The sequence below is a fragment of the Ralstonia insidiosa genome (assembly GCF_008801405.1).
Classification (GTDB): Bacteria; Pseudomonadota; Gammaproteobacteria; order Burkholderiales; family Burkholderiaceae; genus Ralstonia; species Ralstonia insidiosa.
Window position 1 is genome coordinate 13,285 of sequence record NZ_VZPV01000002.1, and the last position, 18,299, is coordinate 31,583.

Annotated in this window: 14 protein-coding genes and 1 riboswitch; of the genes, 10 read left to right on the forward strand and 4 right to left on the reverse strand. The window is 64.5% G+C overall.

Going from position 1 to position 18,299, the window contains the following annotated elements; all coding sequences use genetic code 11:
* The first annotated feature begins 55 nt into the window (after positions 1 to 55).
* Positions 56 to 2,203 (forward strand): acid phosphatase, encoded by a 2,148-nt coding sequence (gene acpA, locus F7R11_RS16840; RefSeq protein ID WP_064806857.1) that lies wholly within the window; start codon positions 56 to 58, stop codon positions 2,201 to 2,203.
* A gap of 66 nt (positions 2,204 to 2,269) precedes the next feature.
* On the opposite strand, the gene F7R11_RS16845 is transcribed toward acpA, so the two are convergent.
* Positions 2,270 to 2,518 carry a dodecin gene (locus F7R11_RS16845; protein WP_064806855.1) on the reverse strand — a complete coding sequence of 83 codons (249 nt, stop codon included), beginning with the start codon at positions 2,516 to 2,518 and terminating at the stop codon, positions 2,270 to 2,272.
* Positions 2,519 to 2,869: 351 nt separating this feature from the next.
* On the opposite strand from F7R11_RS16845, the gene F7R11_RS16850 reads away from it, so the two are divergent.
* From F7R11_RS16850 to F7R11_RS16865, 4 genes are all read left to right on the forward strand, one after another.
* Complete coding sequence (locus F7R11_RS16850; RefSeq protein WP_021192639.1) at positions 2,870 to 3,133, forward strand: hypothetical protein; 264 nt, start codon at positions 2,870 to 2,872, stop codon at positions 3,131 to 3,133.
* A gap of 189 nt (positions 3,134 to 3,322) precedes the next feature.
* Positions 3,323 to 4,624: an MFS transporter gene (locus F7R11_RS16855; RefSeq protein WP_064809015.1), complete on the forward strand. Its 1,302-nt coding sequence runs from the start codon at positions 3,323 to 3,325 to the stop codon at positions 4,622 to 4,624.
* Between the two features lie 334 nt (positions 4,625 to 4,958).
* Positions 4,959 to 6,848: a hybrid sensor histidine kinase/response regulator gene (locus tag F7R11_RS16860; RefSeq protein ID WP_064809014.1), complete on the forward strand. Its 1,890-nt coding sequence runs from the start codon at positions 4,959 to 4,961 to the stop codon at positions 6,846 to 6,848.
* 287 nt (positions 6,849 to 7,135) lie between these two features.
* Positions 7,136 to 9,577, forward strand: coding sequence for a penicillin acylase family protein (locus F7R11_RS16865; RefSeq protein ID WP_064806853.1), 2,442 nt, complete (start codon positions 7,136 to 7,138; stop codon positions 9,575 to 9,577).
* Between the two features lie 323 nt (positions 9,578 to 9,900).
* On the opposite strand, the gene F7R11_RS16870 is transcribed toward F7R11_RS16865, so the two are convergent.
* Positions 9,901 to 10,827 carry a sugar kinase gene (locus F7R11_RS16870; RefSeq protein ID WP_064806850.1) on the reverse strand — a complete coding sequence of 309 codons (927 nt, stop codon included), beginning with the start codon at positions 10,825 to 10,827 and terminating at the stop codon, positions 9,901 to 9,903.
* 13 nt (positions 10,828 to 10,840) lie between these two features.
* Positions 10,841 to 12,118, reverse strand: coding sequence for an amino acid deaminase (locus F7R11_RS16875; RefSeq protein WP_064806849.1), 1,278 nt, complete (start codon positions 12,116 to 12,118; stop codon positions 10,841 to 10,843).
* 151 nt (positions 12,119 to 12,269) lie between these two features.
* On the opposite strand from F7R11_RS16875, the gene F7R11_RS16880 reads away from it, so the two are divergent.
* The 5 genes from F7R11_RS16880 (at position 12,270) to F7R11_RS16900 (ending at position 17,168) form a co-directional block, all read left to right on the forward strand.
* Positions 12,270 to 13,139 carry a MurR/RpiR family transcriptional regulator gene (locus F7R11_RS16880; protein ID WP_064806843.1) on the forward strand — a complete coding sequence of 290 codons (870 nt, stop codon included), beginning with the start codon at positions 12,270 to 12,272 and terminating at the stop codon, positions 13,137 to 13,139.
* A 1-nt stretch (position 13,140) separates the two neighbouring features.
* On the forward strand, positions 13,141 to 14,625 hold the full coding sequence (locus F7R11_RS16885) for an N-acyl-D-amino-acid deacylase family protein (RefSeq protein ID WP_064809013.1): 1,485 nt from the start codon (positions 13,141 to 13,143) through the stop codon (positions 14,623 to 14,625).
* Positions 14,626 to 14,656: 31 nt separating this feature from the next.
* Entirely contained in the window at positions 14,657 to 15,043 is a 387-nt protein-coding gene (locus F7R11_RS16890) for a RidA family protein (protein ID WP_009240594.1), read from the forward strand.
* Positions 15,044 to 15,150: 107 nt separating this feature from the next.
* The gene (locus tag F7R11_RS16895; RefSeq protein WP_021192648.1) at positions 15,151 to 16,503 is read left to right on the forward strand and encodes a GntT/GntP/DsdX family permease; all 1,353 of its coding nucleotides are present in this window, start codon (positions 15,151 to 15,153) and stop codon (positions 16,501 to 16,503) included.
* Positions 16,504 to 16,541: 38 nt separating this feature from the next.
* Positions 16,542 to 17,168 carry a bifunctional 4-hydroxy-2-oxoglutarate aldolase/2-dehydro-3-deoxy-phosphogluconate aldolase gene (locus tag F7R11_RS16900; protein WP_021192649.1) on the forward strand — a complete coding sequence of 209 codons (627 nt, stop codon included), beginning with the start codon at positions 16,542 to 16,544 and terminating at the stop codon, positions 17,166 to 17,168.
* A gap of 35 nt (positions 17,169 to 17,203) precedes the next feature.
* On the opposite strand, the gene ribB is transcribed toward F7R11_RS16900, so the two are convergent.
* On the reverse strand, positions 17,204 to 17,929 hold the full coding sequence (gene ribB / locus F7R11_RS16905) for a 3,4-dihydroxy-2-butanone-4-phosphate synthase (RefSeq protein ID WP_064806840.1): 726 nt from the start codon (positions 17,927 to 17,929) through the stop codon (positions 17,204 to 17,206).
* Between the two features lie 119 nt (positions 17,930 to 18,048).
* Positions 18,049 to 18,210: riboswitch (FMN riboswitch) on the reverse strand.
* Positions 18,211 to 18,299: the final 89 nt, after the last annotated feature.

Consider the following 18,299-nt stretch of genomic DNA (forward strand, 5'->3'; position numbering starts at 1 on the left):
AGGAAGCCCAGACTCCGGCTCGCTTTCGTCCCCCACACAACAATCCAGGGAAATCATGAGCCGAGCATTCCGTCTTCTGCCGCTGACCGCGCTGGTCGCGGCCAGCATGTCCGCCTGTGGCGGCAGTGACTCGAACAGCAGCGCCTCCACCCAGTCCACTTCGGGCGTGGTGACCGGCAGCTACTTCGAGCATGCCAAGGTCTGTATCGATGCCAACAACAACGGCAAGTGCGATTCGGGTGAAACCAGCACCTATACCGATGCCAATGGCGCGTACACGCTGAGCGGCACGGGCGCCATCACGGTGGAAGTCGGCACGGATGCTTTCCGCAACGACCCGGCTACGGGCGCCCACAATGCCATCACGCAACCGCTGGTGTTCCGCGCACCGGCCGGCGCCGCTGGCGTGATCAGCGCAATCTCGACGGAACTGGCTGCCCTGATGGACAGCAACGGCGGCGACATCAATGCTGCCAAGACGGCTCTGGCCGCACGCCTGGGCGTGACGATCGACAAGCTGCTGGAAGACCACAACAAGGAAAGCGACGCCAACATCAAGGCGGCGCTGCAGGCTGAAATCGATCAGGCCATCGCGCTCATCGCCGATGCCGTCGCCAGCGGCGGCGACATCAACAAGGGCATCCGCGACGGCGTTGCCAAGCGCATGGCGCTGAACAACAACGTAAAAACCATCGTCGTGATCTACGCGGAAAACCGCGGCTTCGATAACCTGTACGGGCTTTTCCCGGGCGCCAACGGCATCCCTGGCGTGAACCAGACCTCCACCGGCTCGTTCGTCGCGCAGAAGGACTTTGATGGCTCCGTGCTGCCAAGCCTGCCGCCGACCTGGGGTGGTCTGACCGCCGCCGGCCAGACCGTGACGCTGCCGCAAGCCAGCACCACCGGCTGGGCCAATAAGCCCTTCCAGATCGACAATCCGAACGGCATCAACGGTACGACCACCGTGGTTGGGCAGAACGTCATCACGCGCGACCTGGTGCACCGCTTCTATAACAACCAGATGCAGATCAACGGCGGCAAGAACGACATGTTCGCTGCCTACTCCGACGCGGGCGGTCTGTCACTGGGCTACTACGACGGCAGCAAGATGTCGATGTGGAAGATCGCCCAGCAGTACACGCTGGCGGATAACTTCTTCCAGGGCGCCTTCGGCGGCTCGTTCCTGAACCACCAGTACCTGATCTGCGCTTGTGCGCCGATCTACCCGAACGCAAAGACCTCGGTTGCCAGCGGCAACATCTCGCAAGTCACCGTCAACGCCAATGGCATCCCCGTGCTCAACCCGGGCACGAACAACCCGACCTCGGTCCTGTCGGGTGCCCCGGTCTATGCCAAGGACAGCACGCTCACGGCCGACGATGGCTCGGGCGTGTTCTACGCGGTCAACACGATGCAGCCGCCGTACCAGCCGTCGGGCAACGGCGTGGCCAGCGGCAACGCTGCCTATGCGGATCCGACCAAGGCATCGACCATGCCGGCGCAATCGCAACAAGCCAACATTGGTGACCTGCTGACAGCCAAGGGCGTGAACTGGGCCTGGTACGCCGGCGCCTGGAACGCGGCCATCGCCGACGCCCCGAACGCCACGCGCAGCGTGATCTACGGCGGCACGATCCAGTTCCAGCCGCACCACCAGCCGTTCAACTACTTCACGCGCTTCGACCCGGCCACCACCACCGGTACCGCCGAGCGGGCAGCCCACCTGAAGGACTACGACGCCGCCTTCCTGCAAGACGCTGCCGCAGGCAAGCTGCCGGCTGTGACGTTCTACAAGCCGCAGGGCAACCTGAACCAGCACGCCGGTTATGCCAACGTGGCTGACGGTGACGCCCACATCGCAAACGTGATCGCCCAACTGCAGCAGAGCCCGCAGTGGAAGAACATGGTGATCGTTGTGACGTATGACGAAAACGGTGGCTTCTACGACCACGCCACGGTGCCGAAGGCTGACCGCTGGGGCCCGGGTACGCGCATCCCGGCGATCATCGTGTCGCCGTTCGCCAAGAAGGGCTTCGTTGACCACACCCAGTACGACACGGCTTCGGTGCTGCGCCTGATCACGCACCGCTTTGCCCTGCCGACGCTGCCGGGTCTGAAGCAGCGCGACGATGCGCTCGTCTCCAACGGCAACAAGCCGATGGGCGACCTGACCAACGCGCTGGACTTCTCGCAGTCGCAATAACGCCTGCAAGCGCAGTCCTCATGAAAAAGGCAGTCAGGAGACATTCCTGGCTGCCTTTTTCTTTGCCTACTTGCCTTTCTTCTTGCCAGCAGGCTTTTCGCTCGCCAGGCTCTCCAGCCGCATCCCCACCTTGATCGTCACCTGCCAGTGAGCGATCTTGCCGTCCACCAGGTGGCCGCGCGTCTCGAGCACTTCAAACCAGTCCAGGTACTTCAGCGTCTCGCCGGCCCGGGCGATGGCATTGCGGATGGCCGCATCACTTGACTCCGGTGAAGACCCCACCAGTTCGATCATCTTGTAGGTATGGGAACCCATATCGCCTCCATGTTGGTCTGGGTGTCGTGCAGAAGGTCTCCTGCAGACTGCACGCTGAACGCGGTCACCACAGAGCGTGCGCCACGTCACTTACCAGAATGGCTGCTGCTGCCCCACTCTGCCAGCCCATTTTTTGGTGGGCGAACTGAATGCCTGGCGGTTAATTGCGTTTACAAATTTGACAAAGCTTGTCACGCCGACCGACGCGGCGCGTCAAACCTGGCCAGGGCATCTGCTTGAACTGTCATATTTCGCAGGTACCCTGCGCGGCTTTTGTATGACATCACGGCATTCTGCCGCTGGCACAGAACGTGCCTAGGTAGTCCACCCGTGTCCCCATGAGGAGGCGCCATGCGCCACCCCGCCCAACAAGCTATCGCCACGCCCCCGCTTTCCCGCACGTCGTCTGCATCGCCGTCCGACACCTCGCGCCTGCTGGCCGAGACTGTCGCCTTCCATATCGAACGCAGCGGGCGCCGCATCGAGGCCACCTACTCGGCCCGCAACGGCATCGTCACGGTCAAACATCAGGGCAAATCCCTGTCCACCTATTCTCCGCAGGGCGATTTCAAGGCTGTTGCACGTCAACTGCTCAGCGTCATGCTGACCATCTGAACACACAGCGCAGCCGGACGGCCCTCAGCCCGCGGGCAGTGGTCATGGTGAAAGTTCCTGTAATGGTTTGCCGGCCGTTCCGCCCATTCAGCGCCCGCACGGCCGAACGCTTGTGGCCCACATCCGTTACGATGACGGGCATCCCGTTCATCACTTTTGCAGACTGCCGGTTTCCGGCGCGCATTCACCGTGTCTGGCGACGCCGGCCTTTCCTCGTCTTCCGTACCTGCGCCTTCAGCGATAGCGCTGTCGCACGCGCCCTTCTCCTACCCCGCCTTCCGGCTGTTCTGGTTCACCAGGCTATCCACCACCTTCGCCTACCAGATGTTCGGTGTGGCGGTCGGCTGGCAGATCTACGACCTCACGCGCAGCGCCTACGTGCTCGGGCTGGTGGGCCTCGCCCAATTCCTGCCTTCAGTGGTGCTGGTACTGGCTTCGGGCCATATCGCCGATCGCTACGACCGGCGCCGCGTGGTACGTGCATGCCAGGCCATCGAGGCACTGGTGGCCATTGCGCTGTCGGTCATGGCGTTCAACGGGCACGCCGGCGTGCAGTCGATCTTCCTGTGCGTGGTGGTGATCGGCGCGATGCGCGCATTCGAGACGCCGACGCTACAGGCGTTGCTGCCATCGCTGGTGCCGCCGCAGGCGTTGCCACGCGCCGTGGCGTTGTCCAGTTCGGCTGGGCAGACCGGCGTCATTCTGGGGCCGGCGCTGGGTGGCTTCCTCTATGTGGCCGGCGCGCCGGTGGTGTATGCCACGGCAGCCGGGCTCTTTCTACTGGCGCACGTCCTGCTGGCGTTCGTGCGCATGGAGCGCGTGGTACCGGTCAGTACACCGGTGAGCCTGCAGTCGCTGTTCGCGGGCATCGCTTTCATCAAAGGGCGGCCGGTGGTGTTGGGCGCCATCTCGCTCGACCTGTTTGCCGTGCTGCTGGGGGGCGCAACGGCACTGCTGCCGATCTATGCGCGCGACATCCTGGGCACCCAGGCGTGGGGGCTGGGGCTGCTGCGCTCTGCGCCGGCTGTGGGCGCACTCGGGATGGCGCTCTTTCTTGCACATCGGCCGCTGGAGCAGCGCGTGGGCAAGATCATGTTCACTGCCGTGGCGGTCTTTGGGCTGGCAACGCTGGTGTTCGGGGTTTCACGCTGGCTGCCGCTGTCGATGCTGGCGCTGGTCGTGCTGGGCGCGTCAGACATGATCAGCGTGGTGATCCGGACCTCGCTGGTGCAACTCGATACGCCCGATGCGATGCGCGGGCGCGTGAGTGCAGTCAACTCGGCCTTTGTGGGCGCATCCAACCAGCTGGGCGAGTTCGAGTCGGGCATGGTGGCTGGGCTGCTGGGGCCGGTGCCCTCGGTGGTGATGGGCGCGCTCGGCACGCTGCTGGTGGTGGCGATCTGGATGCGCCTGTTTCCGGATCTGACGCATCGAGACCGCCTGCGCGACCCGCATCCCCCACACCCAACACCCCCCTCGTCAGGGGGATAACGCTGCACACCCGCGCCAGTATTGGCCCGGGCAGGAATCGGGCGCCAAATCGGCCACCCTCTGGCAGGCATGTCAGCGAAACCCCGATGGCGGCGGCGGCGGCCAATTCATATGCTGAGTCACCTTTGGCCGCTCTGTTCTGCCACGCCGGATCGTGAAGTTCATCCTGCACCCTCCCTCTCGCCCGCTGGACGCACGCGCTGCGCGCTCCGGGCACCACACGCGCCCCGCACGCCCATCCGGGCCCACTGAGCGGGTGCCCGATCCCGGGCCATTCAGCGGCAGCGGGCTGAACGTCGCACCGGCCATCCGGCCATCTGCCTGGCTGGTGGCGATCGGCGCGGCCGCGGTCGGCACGCTCGGGCGCTTGATGCTGGAGTCGGCCGCGGGCATTCGCCTGCCGTTCTATCTGGCGTTTCCGGTCGTGACGATTGCCGCCTGGTATGGCGGCTTCTGGCCCGGCATCGTCGCCATTGCCACGTATGCACTGCTGTTTGCCGGATTGGTCGAGTTGCAAGCAATTCCACCCGTCAACCTCACGCCGGTGCAGTTGAGCGTGTTTGCGGCGGGTGCGCTGCTGATCTGCCTGCTGTGCGAACAGTTGCGCCGGGCGCGCGCCGGTGCCGAACGCCGCGCCCGCGCTGAAACGCTGCAGCGCGTGTCGCAGCAGCGCCTGCTGGCAGCGCTACAGGCCTCGCCCATCTCGCTCTACGACGTCGATAACACGATGCACTTCACCTGGGTGCACAACCCCGTGCTCGGCCTGAAACCTGAGCAACTGATGGGGCGCACCGTGCGCGAAGTGTTCGGCCGCCGTGCCGCCGCGCGCCTGACAGAAGCGAGCCAGCGCGTGATTGCCAACGGCACGCCCACGCGGGTGGAATTCGCCTTCCGCCGCCGGCACACCCAGCGCGTGGTTTATGACGTGGTCGTCATGCCCCTGCGTGATGACACGGGCGAGATCGTCGGCCTGACCAATGCCGTGATCGACATCAGCGAACACCGCCAGGCCGAAGCCCGCCGCGCGCAGTTGCTTGAAGCCGAATCGCGCGCCCGTGAAGAGGCCGAACGCGCCAGCCGCCTGAAGGACGACTTCCTTGCCACCGTCAGCCACGAACTGCGCACGCCGCTCAATGCCGTGCTGGGCTGGGCGCAGCTGCTGAACATGCGCGCCTACGACGAGGCTATGTTCAAGCGCGGCCTGGCCGCCATCGAGCGCAGCGCCCGCACGCAAGTCCACCTGATCGACGATTTGCTCGACATGTCGGCCATCCTGTCGGGCAAGGTGCCGCTGGAGATTGGAGAAGTCGATCTGGCCGACGTGCTGGAGCGCGCCCGCGAAACCATCGAGCCGATGGCGCGCCAGAAGCAGATCAGCATCGACACGGAATACCTGCCCGTGCCCATGCTGCAAGGCGATGCGGGGCGCCTGAAACAGGTGTTCTGGAACCTGCTGGCCAACGCCGTGAAGTTCACGCCCGAGGGTGGACACGTCCGGTTATCGGTACACCCGGCACCAGAAGGCGTGGTGGCCACGGTGCGCGATACCGGCATCGGCATTGAGCCCGCCTTCCTGCCGCATATCTTTGACCGCTTCCAGCAGGCAGACCTGTCCAACACGCGGCGCCATGGTGGCCTGGGACTGGGGCTGTCGATCGCCAAGCAACTGGTCGAACTGCATCATGGGCGCATTACCGCGGCCAGCAGCGGGGCCAATCACGGCACCACGATGGCCGTCACGCTGCCGCTGCATGCCGCACAGCCGGACGAACAGACTGGCCGTACGCCCGGCCTCGTTTCCGGCACGTCGGCGCCCACCCTGGATGGCATGCGCGTGCTGGCCGTGGACGACAACCCAGAATCGCTCGGCGTGATTGCGCTGATGCTCGAGCGCTACGGCGCCGAGGTCGTTACCGTGTCCAACGGGCCCGCTGCACTCGACGCGCTGGAACAAGCCGCAGCAGACTGCCCGTTCGATGCGCTGGTCAGCGACCTGGCCATGCCCGGCATGGATGGCATGCAGCTTGTGCGTGCAGTGCGCGCGAAAGGCATGATCGACCTGCCCGCCATTGCCGTCACCGCATTTGCCGATCCGATCCGATTGAAAGCGGCCAAGGAGGCCGGCTACCAATCCGTCATCACCAAACCGATCTTCCCCGGTGAACTGGGCCACGTGCTGGCCGCCAACGTGCGTCGCAAGACCGGCCCGCAGACGTTGGTTTAGCCGACTGGCCTGACCTGCGTGGAGCCATGCCTTGACGGAATGGTTGACCCAACAAAAGTCATTGGCGCGGGTGTGCGCGCATCCGCATACTGGGCGCCTGTGCCGGCCGGTGGGCATCTCTCCCCTGGCAGTTCCCACCCAGCCTCACCGATCGGCCAGCTTGCCCTTCCCATCCGCCGCCATGCGTCATTCAGACGGCTGTCTGCTGTACCCATAAGAACGCCTGAATCCTGCCCCCATCTTGGGTTGCACTGGCATTCCGGGCGAAGAGAGGAGACTGCATCGCCATGCCCATCCGTTCGCTTTCCGTTGTGTTGTCGGCCATTGCGCTCGGCATGTCTGCGCAAGCTATCGCCAGAGATGCGGCCAAACCGGCCAACTCAGCCGCCACGCAGACCATCGCCGTGCCGGGCCTATCCAAACCCGCCGACATCCTGATCGACCGCTGGGGCGTGCCGCACATCTACGCCAAGAGCGAGGACGACGGCTTCTTCGCGCAGGGCTTCAATGCCGCGCGCGATCGGCTGTTCCAGATCGACCTGTGGCGCCGCCGCGGCCTGGGGCAACTCTCTGAAGTGTTCGGCCCCGCCTATGTGGAACAGGATCGCGCCACGCGGCTGTTCCTTTATCGCGGTGACATGCAGGTCGAGTGGAACCACTACAGCCCGGATGCACAGCACATTGCCACGCGCTTTGTTGCCGGCATCAATGCGTATGTCGACTGGCTGGCCAAGCACCCGGAACAGATGCCGCTTGAATTCCGCAAGCTGAACTACACGCCCGCACACTGGGCGCCGGAAGATGTGGTGCGCATCCGCAGCCATGGCCTGACGCGCAACCTGCAGTCGGAAGTGGCACGCGCCAACGTGGCCTGCAAGGCCAGCCTGGCCGACGACACCATCCGCTTTGGCCTGCAACCCGACTGGCAAACCCAGTTGCCAGAAGGCCTGGACCCGTGCCTGCCGAAGGATCTGCTCAAGGTCTTCTCGCTTGCCACACAAGGCGTGAAACTCACACCGGAAACGCTAAAGGGCGTCGATATCGACAGCACCCGTGTAGCTGCCGCCATCAACCTCGAAGAGACCATGGAGGGCAGCAACAACTGGGTGATCGCCCCTGGCAAGTCCACCACCGGCCGCGCCGTGATGGCCAATGATCCGCATCGCGCGTACTCCGCACCGAGCCTGCGCTACATCGCCCACATCAGCACGCCCACACTCGACATCATCGGCGCGGGCGAGCCATCACTGCCGGCCGTGTCGATCGGGCATAACGGGCACGCCGCCTTTGGCCTGACCATCTTCAACATCGACCAGGAAGACCTCTACGTCTACGCGCTGAACCCGGCCAACAACAGCGAATACCGCTACAAGGATGGCTGGGAGCCCTTTACCGTGCTGCACGAAACCGTGAAGGTGCGCAACGGCGAGGCTCGCCCCGTCGACCTGACCTTCACGCGCCACGGCCCCGTCATCTACATCGATGCCGAAAAGCACCGCGCATATGCCGTGCGTTCGGCCTGGCTGTCGCCTGGCATGTCGCCGTATTTCGGCTCGGTCGGCTACATGCGTGCGCGCACGTTCGCGCAGTTCAAGCAATCGATGCTGAACTGGGGCGCGCCCACCGAGAACCAGGTCTATGCGGATACGAAGGGCAACATCGGTTGGGTGCCGGGCGGCCTCGCCCCCATCCGCCCGAACTGGGACGGCCTGCTACCCGTGCCCGGTGACGGCCGCTATGAGTGGGCTGGCTTCTGGCGCGGCGACCAGCTGCCCAGCACCTACAACCCGACGTCGGGCTACTTCACCTCGTCCAACGAAATGAACCTGCCGGCGGACTACCCGTACCGCGAGCGCAAGCTTGGCTTCGAGTGGACCAACGGCTCGCGCCACGCACGCATTGATGAGGTGCTGGCCAAGCTCGACAAGGTATCGATTGAAGATTCGATGCGGTTGCAGAACGACATGGTGTCGATTCCGGCGCGCCGGCTGATGGCACTGCTGGCGCCGCTATCGTCCAACGACGCCGACACACAAGCCGCACTGAACCTCTTCAAGGGCTGGAACGCGACCATGCTGGCGGATTCTCCGCAGGCTGCGCTGCATGAGGTCTGGTTCACTCACCACCTGGGCCGTGCGTTCAAGAATGCGGTGCTGCCCAAGGCGAGTGCCGATGCGATGGGCGCGCCCGACACGGCCGTGATGCTCGACACGCTGGAACACCCGCAAGGCAGCGAACGCAAGTTTGGCGAAGACCCACAACAGGCCGCCGCCAAGCGTGACGCGGTGCTGCTCGCCAGTCTGAAAGACGCGTGGGCCGACATGGTCAAACGCCAGGGCCCGAACCCGCAGGCGTGGAACTGGGGCGTGCTGCACCACAACCTGAACGCCCACCCGTTCGCCGCCATCGTCGACGAGGCCACGCGTGCCAAGCTCAACGTTGGCCCGACACCGGAAGGCGGCAGCCCGTACACGCCCAACCAGTCGACGTATCGCGCGAGCGATTTCCTGCAGACCAACGGCCCGTCGTTCCGCACGGTGGTGGATGTCGGCAACTGGGACAACTCCCGTGCCGTCAACCTGCCCGGACAATCCGGCAACCCCGACAGCCAGCACTACCGCGACCTAGCACCGATGTGGCTCAAGGGCGAGTACTTCCCGCTGCTGTACTCGCGCAAAGCGGTGGAGGCTGCCACGGAATCACGGGTGCATCTGGTGCCGACAAAGTAAGAAGCTAAGTCCCAAAAGGAAACGCCACCGCAAAACAACGCAGTGGCGTTTTTCTTTAGCCAGTCACGAGCGCCAACACAGGCACCAGACGGTTTGGCCGTACCCTGCCCTATGCGGCGCCTTGAATTTCTGTTGCAAGGAGGAAAAAGGAAGGGGAACTGTCTGAGCGCAGCGAGTTTTCCCCTTCCCCTCCTTGCGACATAAATTCAAGGAGTCTGTCGCCGCATCGGGCGCGCCTTTCTTTGCTTACTTTCTTTGGCAAGACAAAGAAAGTGAGTCGGCCCCGGCAGGGGACGAAACACCAGCGCACCACCAACGTCAATCTAAGCAGCCTGCCCCAAAGCCAACGCCGCACGCACAGCATCCGCACGCGGAATCGGCGCAACAGCGCTATAACCTGTAGTCGAAATGGCCGCAGCCAGATTGGCATAGCGCGCGGCTTCAATCGGCGAATCCCCCGCCACAATGCGCGCAACAAACGAACCACCAAAGCAATCGCCCGCACCGGTTGCATCCACAGCATCGACCGTATGCCGCGGCACCAGCGTGCGCGACTCGGGCGTGGCGACATAGCAGCCTTCCGCACCCATCTTGAGCGCCACCAGCTTCACGCCCCAGCCGAGCAGCGTATCGACGATGCCATCACGATCATGGCAATCGAGCAGCACCGTCACGTCATCCCAGCTCGGCAGGCACAGGTCGCACGTGCGCATGGCCTCGCGCATCACCGCACGGGCGCGAGCCAGCGGCCACAGGCGCAAGCGCAGATTGGTATCGAACGACACCAACACGCCTGACGCCTGCGCATGCGACATCGCCGCCAAGCCAGCATCACAAGCCGTATCGCTGATCGCCAGGCTGATACCCGATAGGTGGAACGCCTTGGCCGCAGCAATCGCCTGCAACGGCAGTTGCGCGGTCTGGAAACGGCTGGCGGCGGAACCCGCGCGCAGGTAGTCGAAGTGATGACCGCGCGCATCGTGCGAGACGAAGTACAGGCCCGTCGGCGCCTGCGCATCGGTATGCACATACGTGTGATCGACGCCCTCCACTTGCCACAGCCCACGCAGCGCCTGACCAAAGCGGTCACCGCCTACCGCGCTGATGTAGCCGGTGCGTGCCCCCTGCCGTGCCGCAGCAATGCAGAAGTTGGACGTATCACCGCCAAAACCGAAGTTCCACGACGTGCTGCCGGAATCCGCCTGGTTGAACTCGATCAGCGCTTCGCCATAGGCGAGGATGTCTGCCATGTGCGCGCCCCGATCAGAAGTACGTCTGCACCACGTCGACGACGTTGTACGTGTCGTCGATGACCGGGATCTGGCGCCACTTATCGAACGTCAGGCACGGGTGCGAGATGTCGAAGGCAATCATGTCGCCGACCTTGATGTCGTCGCCGGGGGCGATCTTCAGGTAGGCGTGCTGATCCATCATGCCGGTCACCTCCCAGTGCGCGGGCGTGGCCGACGGGGCCTTGTCACCCGGGCGGAAATGCAGCACCGGTAGCGGCAGGCCGGCATCGAACGCCGCATCGCGCTTGCCCAACGCCACGATGGCGCGCTCGCCTTCCGGCACCGACTGCACGTAGGCCCACAGTTGCAGCGCGGGCAGCAGGCTGGAACGCATCTTGTGCGCGATCGGATTGTTGGCGTCGATGCGAGCCTGCGCTGCACGGTAGATGCCCACGTCGTGCGTCAGGTAGCAACCGGGGCGCAGCACCACATCCAGCGGCTGGCCGATATCGGTCTTGGCAAATTCCTCGGCCACCACGTCATACCAGGCCGAGCCGGCGCCGGTCAGCACAGCTGGCGTGCGTTGTAGGCGGCCGGCCTTCGCCAGATCGCCGATGGTCTTCACGGCGCGCTGCAGGAAAGCGCGGATGTCGGCCTCTTCCTTGATCACGCCTTCATAGACTTCCACGCCGGCAAGCTTGACCGCGCCATTGGCCCGCGTGAGCGCATCGAGCACGGATTGCAGTTGCGCCTCATCGCGCACACCGGTACGGCCGCCCTGCACGCCCAGCTCGATCAGCACCTGGATCGGGCGGCCCGCCTTGCCAAAGAAAGCGGCGAGTTGATCCACCTGATCCGCCGCATCTACCAGACAGAAAAATTCGAACGACGGATCGGCCAGCAGCTCAGCCAGGATCGCCATGTTGCGCTTGCCGACCAGTTGGTTGGCCATCAATACGCGACGTACACCATGTGCGTAGGCCACGCGCGTCTGGTGCGCCGTTGCCAGCGTGATACCCCACGCGCCGCCCGCCAGTTGGCGCTGGAACAGGCGCGGGGCCATCGTCGTCTTACCGTGCGGTGCCAGCTTGACACCGTATTCCCCCACAAAGCGCTGCATCCAGGCCAGGTTGTGTTCCAGGCGCGATTGCGAGAGCACCGCTGCCGGCAGGTTCAGGTCTTCGTTCAGTACGTTCCAGCGCTGGGCAGCAATCTGCTCCGGCGCGCAAGCGGCCTCCAACGCACCCAAGCCCTTGTCGAGCGGGTTGACGACGGCGTTGGTGTCTCCTTGATACTTTGTATCACTCATAGAAATCGACTCGCGTTCCTTTGGGGGTAAACATCGGGTTGACATAATGATAGCGGCGAAATTATTCTCCGGGCCAGCCTGTTACAAAGTACCAAAACACTCCGATCGCAGCTATCCGGACAACTACCGGGAGCCCAGCATGCTTGAACCAATGCGCGAACCGATGGACATCGTCACCCGAATCTCTCAGCGTGCCGCCGAGTTGCGGCCTGCTGAGCAGAAGGTCGCGCAGACGGTGCTGGGTGACATTGCCGAAGCCGCTGCCGGCAGCATCCAGACGCTGGCCGAACGCGCCGGTGTAAGCGAAGCCAGCGTCACCCGTTTTGCCAAGGCAATGGGTTGCCGCGACGTGCGCGAACTCAAACTCAAGCTAGCGCAGGCAGCCGCAGTCGGCCAGCGCTTTCTGGATGGCGGCGCCGATCGCCCGCCCTCCAGCGCCGACGGCATCCTGGCCGACATCACCAACGTGCTGGAAGCCAACCGCGCGCTGGTGCGGCCCGAGGCGTTCCGCAATGCGGCAATCGCATTGGCAGCGGCCCGCATGATCGCCGTGTTTGGCATGGGCGGCGGCTCGACCACCATGGCCGACGAGATGCGCTACCGCCTCGCCCGCCTGGGACGGCCGGTCACCACCTATCATGATTCGATGCTGCAGCGGATGGTCGCGGCCACGCTCAGCCCCGACGACGTGGTGGTCGTGTTCTCCGTGACCGGTCACGTGCCGGAGGTGATCGACAGCGTGACCATCGCGCGCGAATACGGCGCCAAGGTCATCGCCATCACGGCCATCGGTTCGCCGGTGGCGGCACTGGCCGATGTCTTGCTGCCGATCCAGGCCATGGAGACCGACTTCATCTTCAAGCCATCGTCATCGCGCTACGCCATGATGATGATGATCGACCTGCTGGCGACCGAGGTCGCGCTGCAGCAGGCCGATCGCAGCAAGGAGCTCTTACGGCGCATCAAGTACGTGCTCGATGCGCATCGCGGTGGCGGCAATCGTCAGCCGCTCGGAGACTGATATGCAGCAGTACGACACCGTCATCCGCCAGGTCCGCATCGTCGACGGCAGCGGCCACGAGCCCGAGGCCACGCTGTTTGACGTGGCCGTCACCGATGGGCGCATCGCTGCCATCGCCACGTCGGATTCCACCGCGTGGCTGGGCGACGAGGAAATCGCCGGCGAGGGCCGCGTGCTCGCCCCCGGCTTCATCGACGTGCACACGCACGACGACACCAACGTGATCCGCACACCCGACATGCTGCCCAAGGTGTCGCAGGGCATCACCACGGTCATCGTGGGCAACTGCGGGATCAGCGCATCGCCGGCCACACTCAAGGGCGATCCGCCGGACCCGATGAACCTGCTGGGGCCCGCCAGCGCGTTTGCGTACCCGACTTTCGCGTCGTACGTGGAAGCCGTCGAACGTGCGCAACCGGCTGTTAACGTGGCGGCGCTGATCGGCCATACGGCGCTGCGCAACAACCACCTGGACCGCCTCGACCGCCCCGCCACCGCCAACGAAGTGGAAGGCATGCGCGCGCAACTGCGCGAGGCGCTCGACAACGGTGCACTGGGGCTGTCTACCGGCCTGGCCTACGCCAACGCCTTCGCCTCCACCACCGAAGAGGTGATGGGCCTGGCCGAGCCGCTGGCCGAAGCCGGCGCCATCTACACCACGCACCTGCGCACGGAATTTGCCGCCATCCTCGATGCGATGGACGAGGCTTACCGCGTCGGCAAGCATGCGCGCGTGCCCATCGTGATCTCGCACCTGAAGTGTGCGGGCGCTGCCAACTGGGGCCGTGCGGGCGAAGTGCTGGAATCCATCGAAGGGGCGCAGCGCTATCAGCCGGTGGGCTGCGACTGCTACCCGTACACCGCCAGTTCGTCCACGCTGGACCTGAAGCAGGTGACGGACGAATTCGACATCTTCATCACGTGGTCGGAAGCGCATCCGGGCATGGCCGGGCAAACGCTCAAGGAGATTGCCGCCGCCTGGGGCACCGACCTGATGGACGCCGCGCGCCGCCTGCAACCGGCGGGCGCGGTGTACCACAACATGTCGCCGCAAGACCTGGACCGCATCATCACGCACCCCGCCACGGTGATCGGCTCGGACGGCCTGCCGAATGATCCGAAGCCGCACCCACGCCTGTGGGGCGCCTTCCCGCGCGTGCTCGGTTACTACAGCCGGGAACGCAAGCTACTGTCGCTGGCAGCGGCCGTTCGGAAGATGACGGGCCAGTCCGCCGAGCGCTTCGGCCTGACCGAACGCGGCCTCGTACGCGAAGGCTATTGGGCAGACCTCGTGCTGTTCGACCCGGAAACGGTGCGCGACGTCGCCACCTTTACCGATCCGCAGCAACCGGCGGCCGGCATTGCGGCGGTTTGGGTGAACGGCCACCTGTCGTACCGCGAAGGCACTGTGCTGCCGAATCGCGCCGGGCGCTTCCTCAAGCGCGGACCGCGTGCGCAGACGGCCACCGCCGCTGAACTCCACTGAATTTCTGTACCTGTTTGAAAGGAACGTAGCGATGACGATTACCCGAATTGGCGTTGAAGGCGGCACCGGCACCGGTGGCCAGCACCTCCCGTTTGCCCGCGCGGCCGGCGCTGACGGCTGGCTGTTCGTCTCGGGCCAGACGCCCATGGTGAACGGCGAGGTAGTCGGCAACGGCATCGTTGAGCAGTCGCACCAGACCATCAAGAACGTGTTGGCCATCCTGGCCGAAGCGGGCTACGGCCCCGAGCACGTCGTGCGCTGCGGCGTGTGGCTGGATGATCCGCGCGATTTCCAATCGTTCAACAAGGTGTTCAAGGAGTACTTCGGTGCCAACCCGCCGGCGCGTGCCTGCGTGGTGTCGAGCATGGTGATCGACTGCAAGGTCGAAGTCGATTGTGTGGCCTATAAGAAGCCGTAACCCGAGAAGCCGTAGTTCGCAACACAAGCGCATTTCAAAAGGAGCGCCCTGCACGACGGGGCGCTTACGACAACAAGAGCCGTGAATATCCCTGAGGAGGAAACCCGATGGTCCCGATGCAAGGCAACTCGCTATTGCTAACCGCCGCGTTGGCGGTGGTCGCGCTGATCTACCTGATCGCCGTTCAGAAACTGAACCCGTTCGTTACGCTGATCGTCGTCTCGCTCGCGCTGGGCGTGGTGGTCGGCATGCCTATGGGTGGTATCGTCAAGGCGTTCGAAACTGGTGTGGGCAACACGCTTGGCCACATTGCGCTGGTGGTGGGCTTAGGGACCATGCTCGGCAAGATGATGGCGGAGTCCGGTGGTGCCGAGCGCATCGCCAAAACGCTCATCAACGCCTTTGGCGAGAAGAACGCGCACTGGGCAATGATGGTGGTGGCCTTCATCATCGGTCTGCCGGTGTTCTTTGAAGTCGGTTTCGTGCTGCTGATTCCGATTGCCTTCAACGTGGCCAAGCGCACGGGCACGCCGATCCTGATGGTGGGTCTGCCGATGGTGGCGGGCCTGTCGGTCGTGCACGGCCTGATCCCGCCGCACCCGGCGGCGCTGCTGGCCGTGACGGCTTACCAGGCGGACATCGGCAAGACCATCATGTACGCGCTGATCGTCGGCCTGCCGACCGCCATCCTGGCCGGTCCGCTGTGGGCGATGCTCGTTTCGCGCTACGTCAAGCCGAACGAAGACAACCCGCTGGCCGCGCAGTTTGTTGAAGCTGACCAGAAGCGCGAACTGCCGGGCTTTGGCATCACGCTGTTCACGATCCTGCTGCCGGTGGTGCTGATGCTGATCGGCAGCTGGGCTGACTTGATCGCCACGCCCAAGACGCTGGCCAACGACATCCTGAAGCTGGCTGGCAACTCGGTCATGGCACTGCTGATTGCCGCGATCGTGAGCTTCTACACCTTCGGCAAGGCACGCGGCTTCAATCGCGAAACCATCCTCAAGTTCACCAACGAGTGTCTGGCCCCGATCGCCACCATCACGCTGGTGGTGGGCGCAGGCGGCGGCTTCGGCCAGATCCTGCGTGACTCGGGCGTGTCGAAGGCCATCGTGGGCGTCGCCACCGATGCACACCTGTCCCCGCTGCTGCTGGGCTGGGTTGTGGCCGTGATGATCCGTATCGCCACCGGCTCGGCCACCGTGGCCATGACCACCGCCTGCGGCATCGTCGCCCCCATCGCTGCTGCTTCGGGTGCCGCTGTCCGTCCGGAGCTGATGGTGCTGGCCACCGGCGCCGGTTCGCTGATCCTGTCGCACGTGAACGACGGCGGCTTCTGGCTGGTGAAGGAGTATTTCAACCTGACCGTGCCGGAAACCTTCAAGACGTGGACGGTGCTGGAAACCATCATCTCGGTCGTGGCGCTGCTGCTGACGCTGGCGCTGTCGACGGTGGTTTAATTTGTTCTGTTGATGTGAAGTTGATCTAGGAGAACGTTGTGGGTATCGATTCCGTCGTCCTGGCCGGCCCGGTCATTCCGGTGCTGCAGTTCCAATCCGTCGATGAAGGCGTCAAGGTGTGCCGCGCGCTGTACGAGGGCGGTATCCGCACGTTCGAGATCACGATGCGCACGCCGGTGGCGCTGGATGTGATCAGCGCGGTTGCCAAGGATTTGGGCAGCGACGCCATCGTCGGTGCCGGCACGCTCACGCGGCCGGAGCACTTTGCGCAGGCAAAAGAAGCCGGTGCGGTGTTTGCCGTGTCGCCGGGTATCACGGCTGCGCTGGCACTGGCGCAGGCCGATGTCGGCCTCGATTGGCTGCCGGGCATCGCCACGCCTTCCGAGTTGATCACGGCCTTGGAGTTTGGCCTGACCACGCTGAAGTTCTTCCCGGCGGAAGCGGCGGGCGGCATCCCGATGCTCAAGTCGATCCACGGCCCGTTCGGCGACGTGCGCTTCTGCCCCACGGGCGGCATCACGCCGCAGAGCGCGCCCAACTACCTCGCGCTGCCCAACGTGGTGTGCGTGGGCGGCTCGTGGATGGTGCCCAAGGACAAGGTCGCTGCCGGCGACTGGGCAGGCATCACGGCGCTGGCCAAGGAAGCGGCCGCGCTCAAGCGGTAGTCAACGTCACCTCTCCCGCGCGGCCGGTTTCCGCATCAAGCAAAACTGACCGCGCGCTCCATCTGTTCCCGATACTGGACGATGTCCTCAATGGTCAGCACCGGCAGATTGTGCTGATCGGCAAAACGCACCGCGTCGTCACGGCGCGCCATGGTGCCGTCGGGCAGCATCAGTTCGCATAGCACCGCAGCCGGCGGCAGACCCGCCAGACGCGCTAGGTCGACCGAGCCTTCGGTATGACCGCGCCGCGTCAGCACCCCACCCTCCTTTGCCACCAGCGGGAAAACATGCCCGGGGCTGACGACCGATTGCGTATCGGCGTCCGGCGCAATCGCCGCGCGGATGGTCGTGATGCGATCGGCCGCCGACACGCCGGTGCTCACGCCCGTACGCGCCTCAATCGACACGGTGAAGGCCGTGCCGTACTGGCTGCGGTTGTCTTCCACCATGGGGCGCAAGCCGAGCGATGCGCTCTTCTCCGCCGTCAGGCACAGGCAGACGATGCCGCTGCATTCGCGGATCAGCATCGCCATGCTGGCTTGCGTGAGCTTGTCGGCGGCAACGATGAGGTCGGCCTCGTTTTCGCGGTCCGCATCGTCGAGCACGACAACGGGCACGCCAAGCCGCACGGCATCAAGCGCGGCAGCCATGCGCGCAGGCATGTCAGCCGAGTCGAAGCGGGCTTCGATGGCGTCAAAGATCACATCGCTGTTGGGCAATGCGGGCGGGTGAACTACGGGGGATTGCTGAGTGGACAACATGGAAACGCTCCTCGCGAGATTGGCGACAAGACGTTCCAGGGCAAGCAGACAAACACGCCCGCGCAGCGGCACACCCGGCAAAGGCCAAGCGCGCCCCAGCAGCGGGAGCGTATTGTTCCGCACATCTTCTTCCATCCGGACTCTGACCGTCGGCCCCGGCATCTCACCGGGTCTGCTGACCCTCGCATGCAGGCGCATGCGAGGCGCTCGCGGGCTCACGGGCGCGAATACATTGCCCGCATACCGCCGGTGGGGAATTTCACCCCGCCCTGAAGACGTACTGCACCGGCAGGATTGCCGGCAGGCGTCATGCTACCGCAACAAGTTGCAATGCATCGACCCTACTGACGGGTCGGGAAAAGCGATGTGC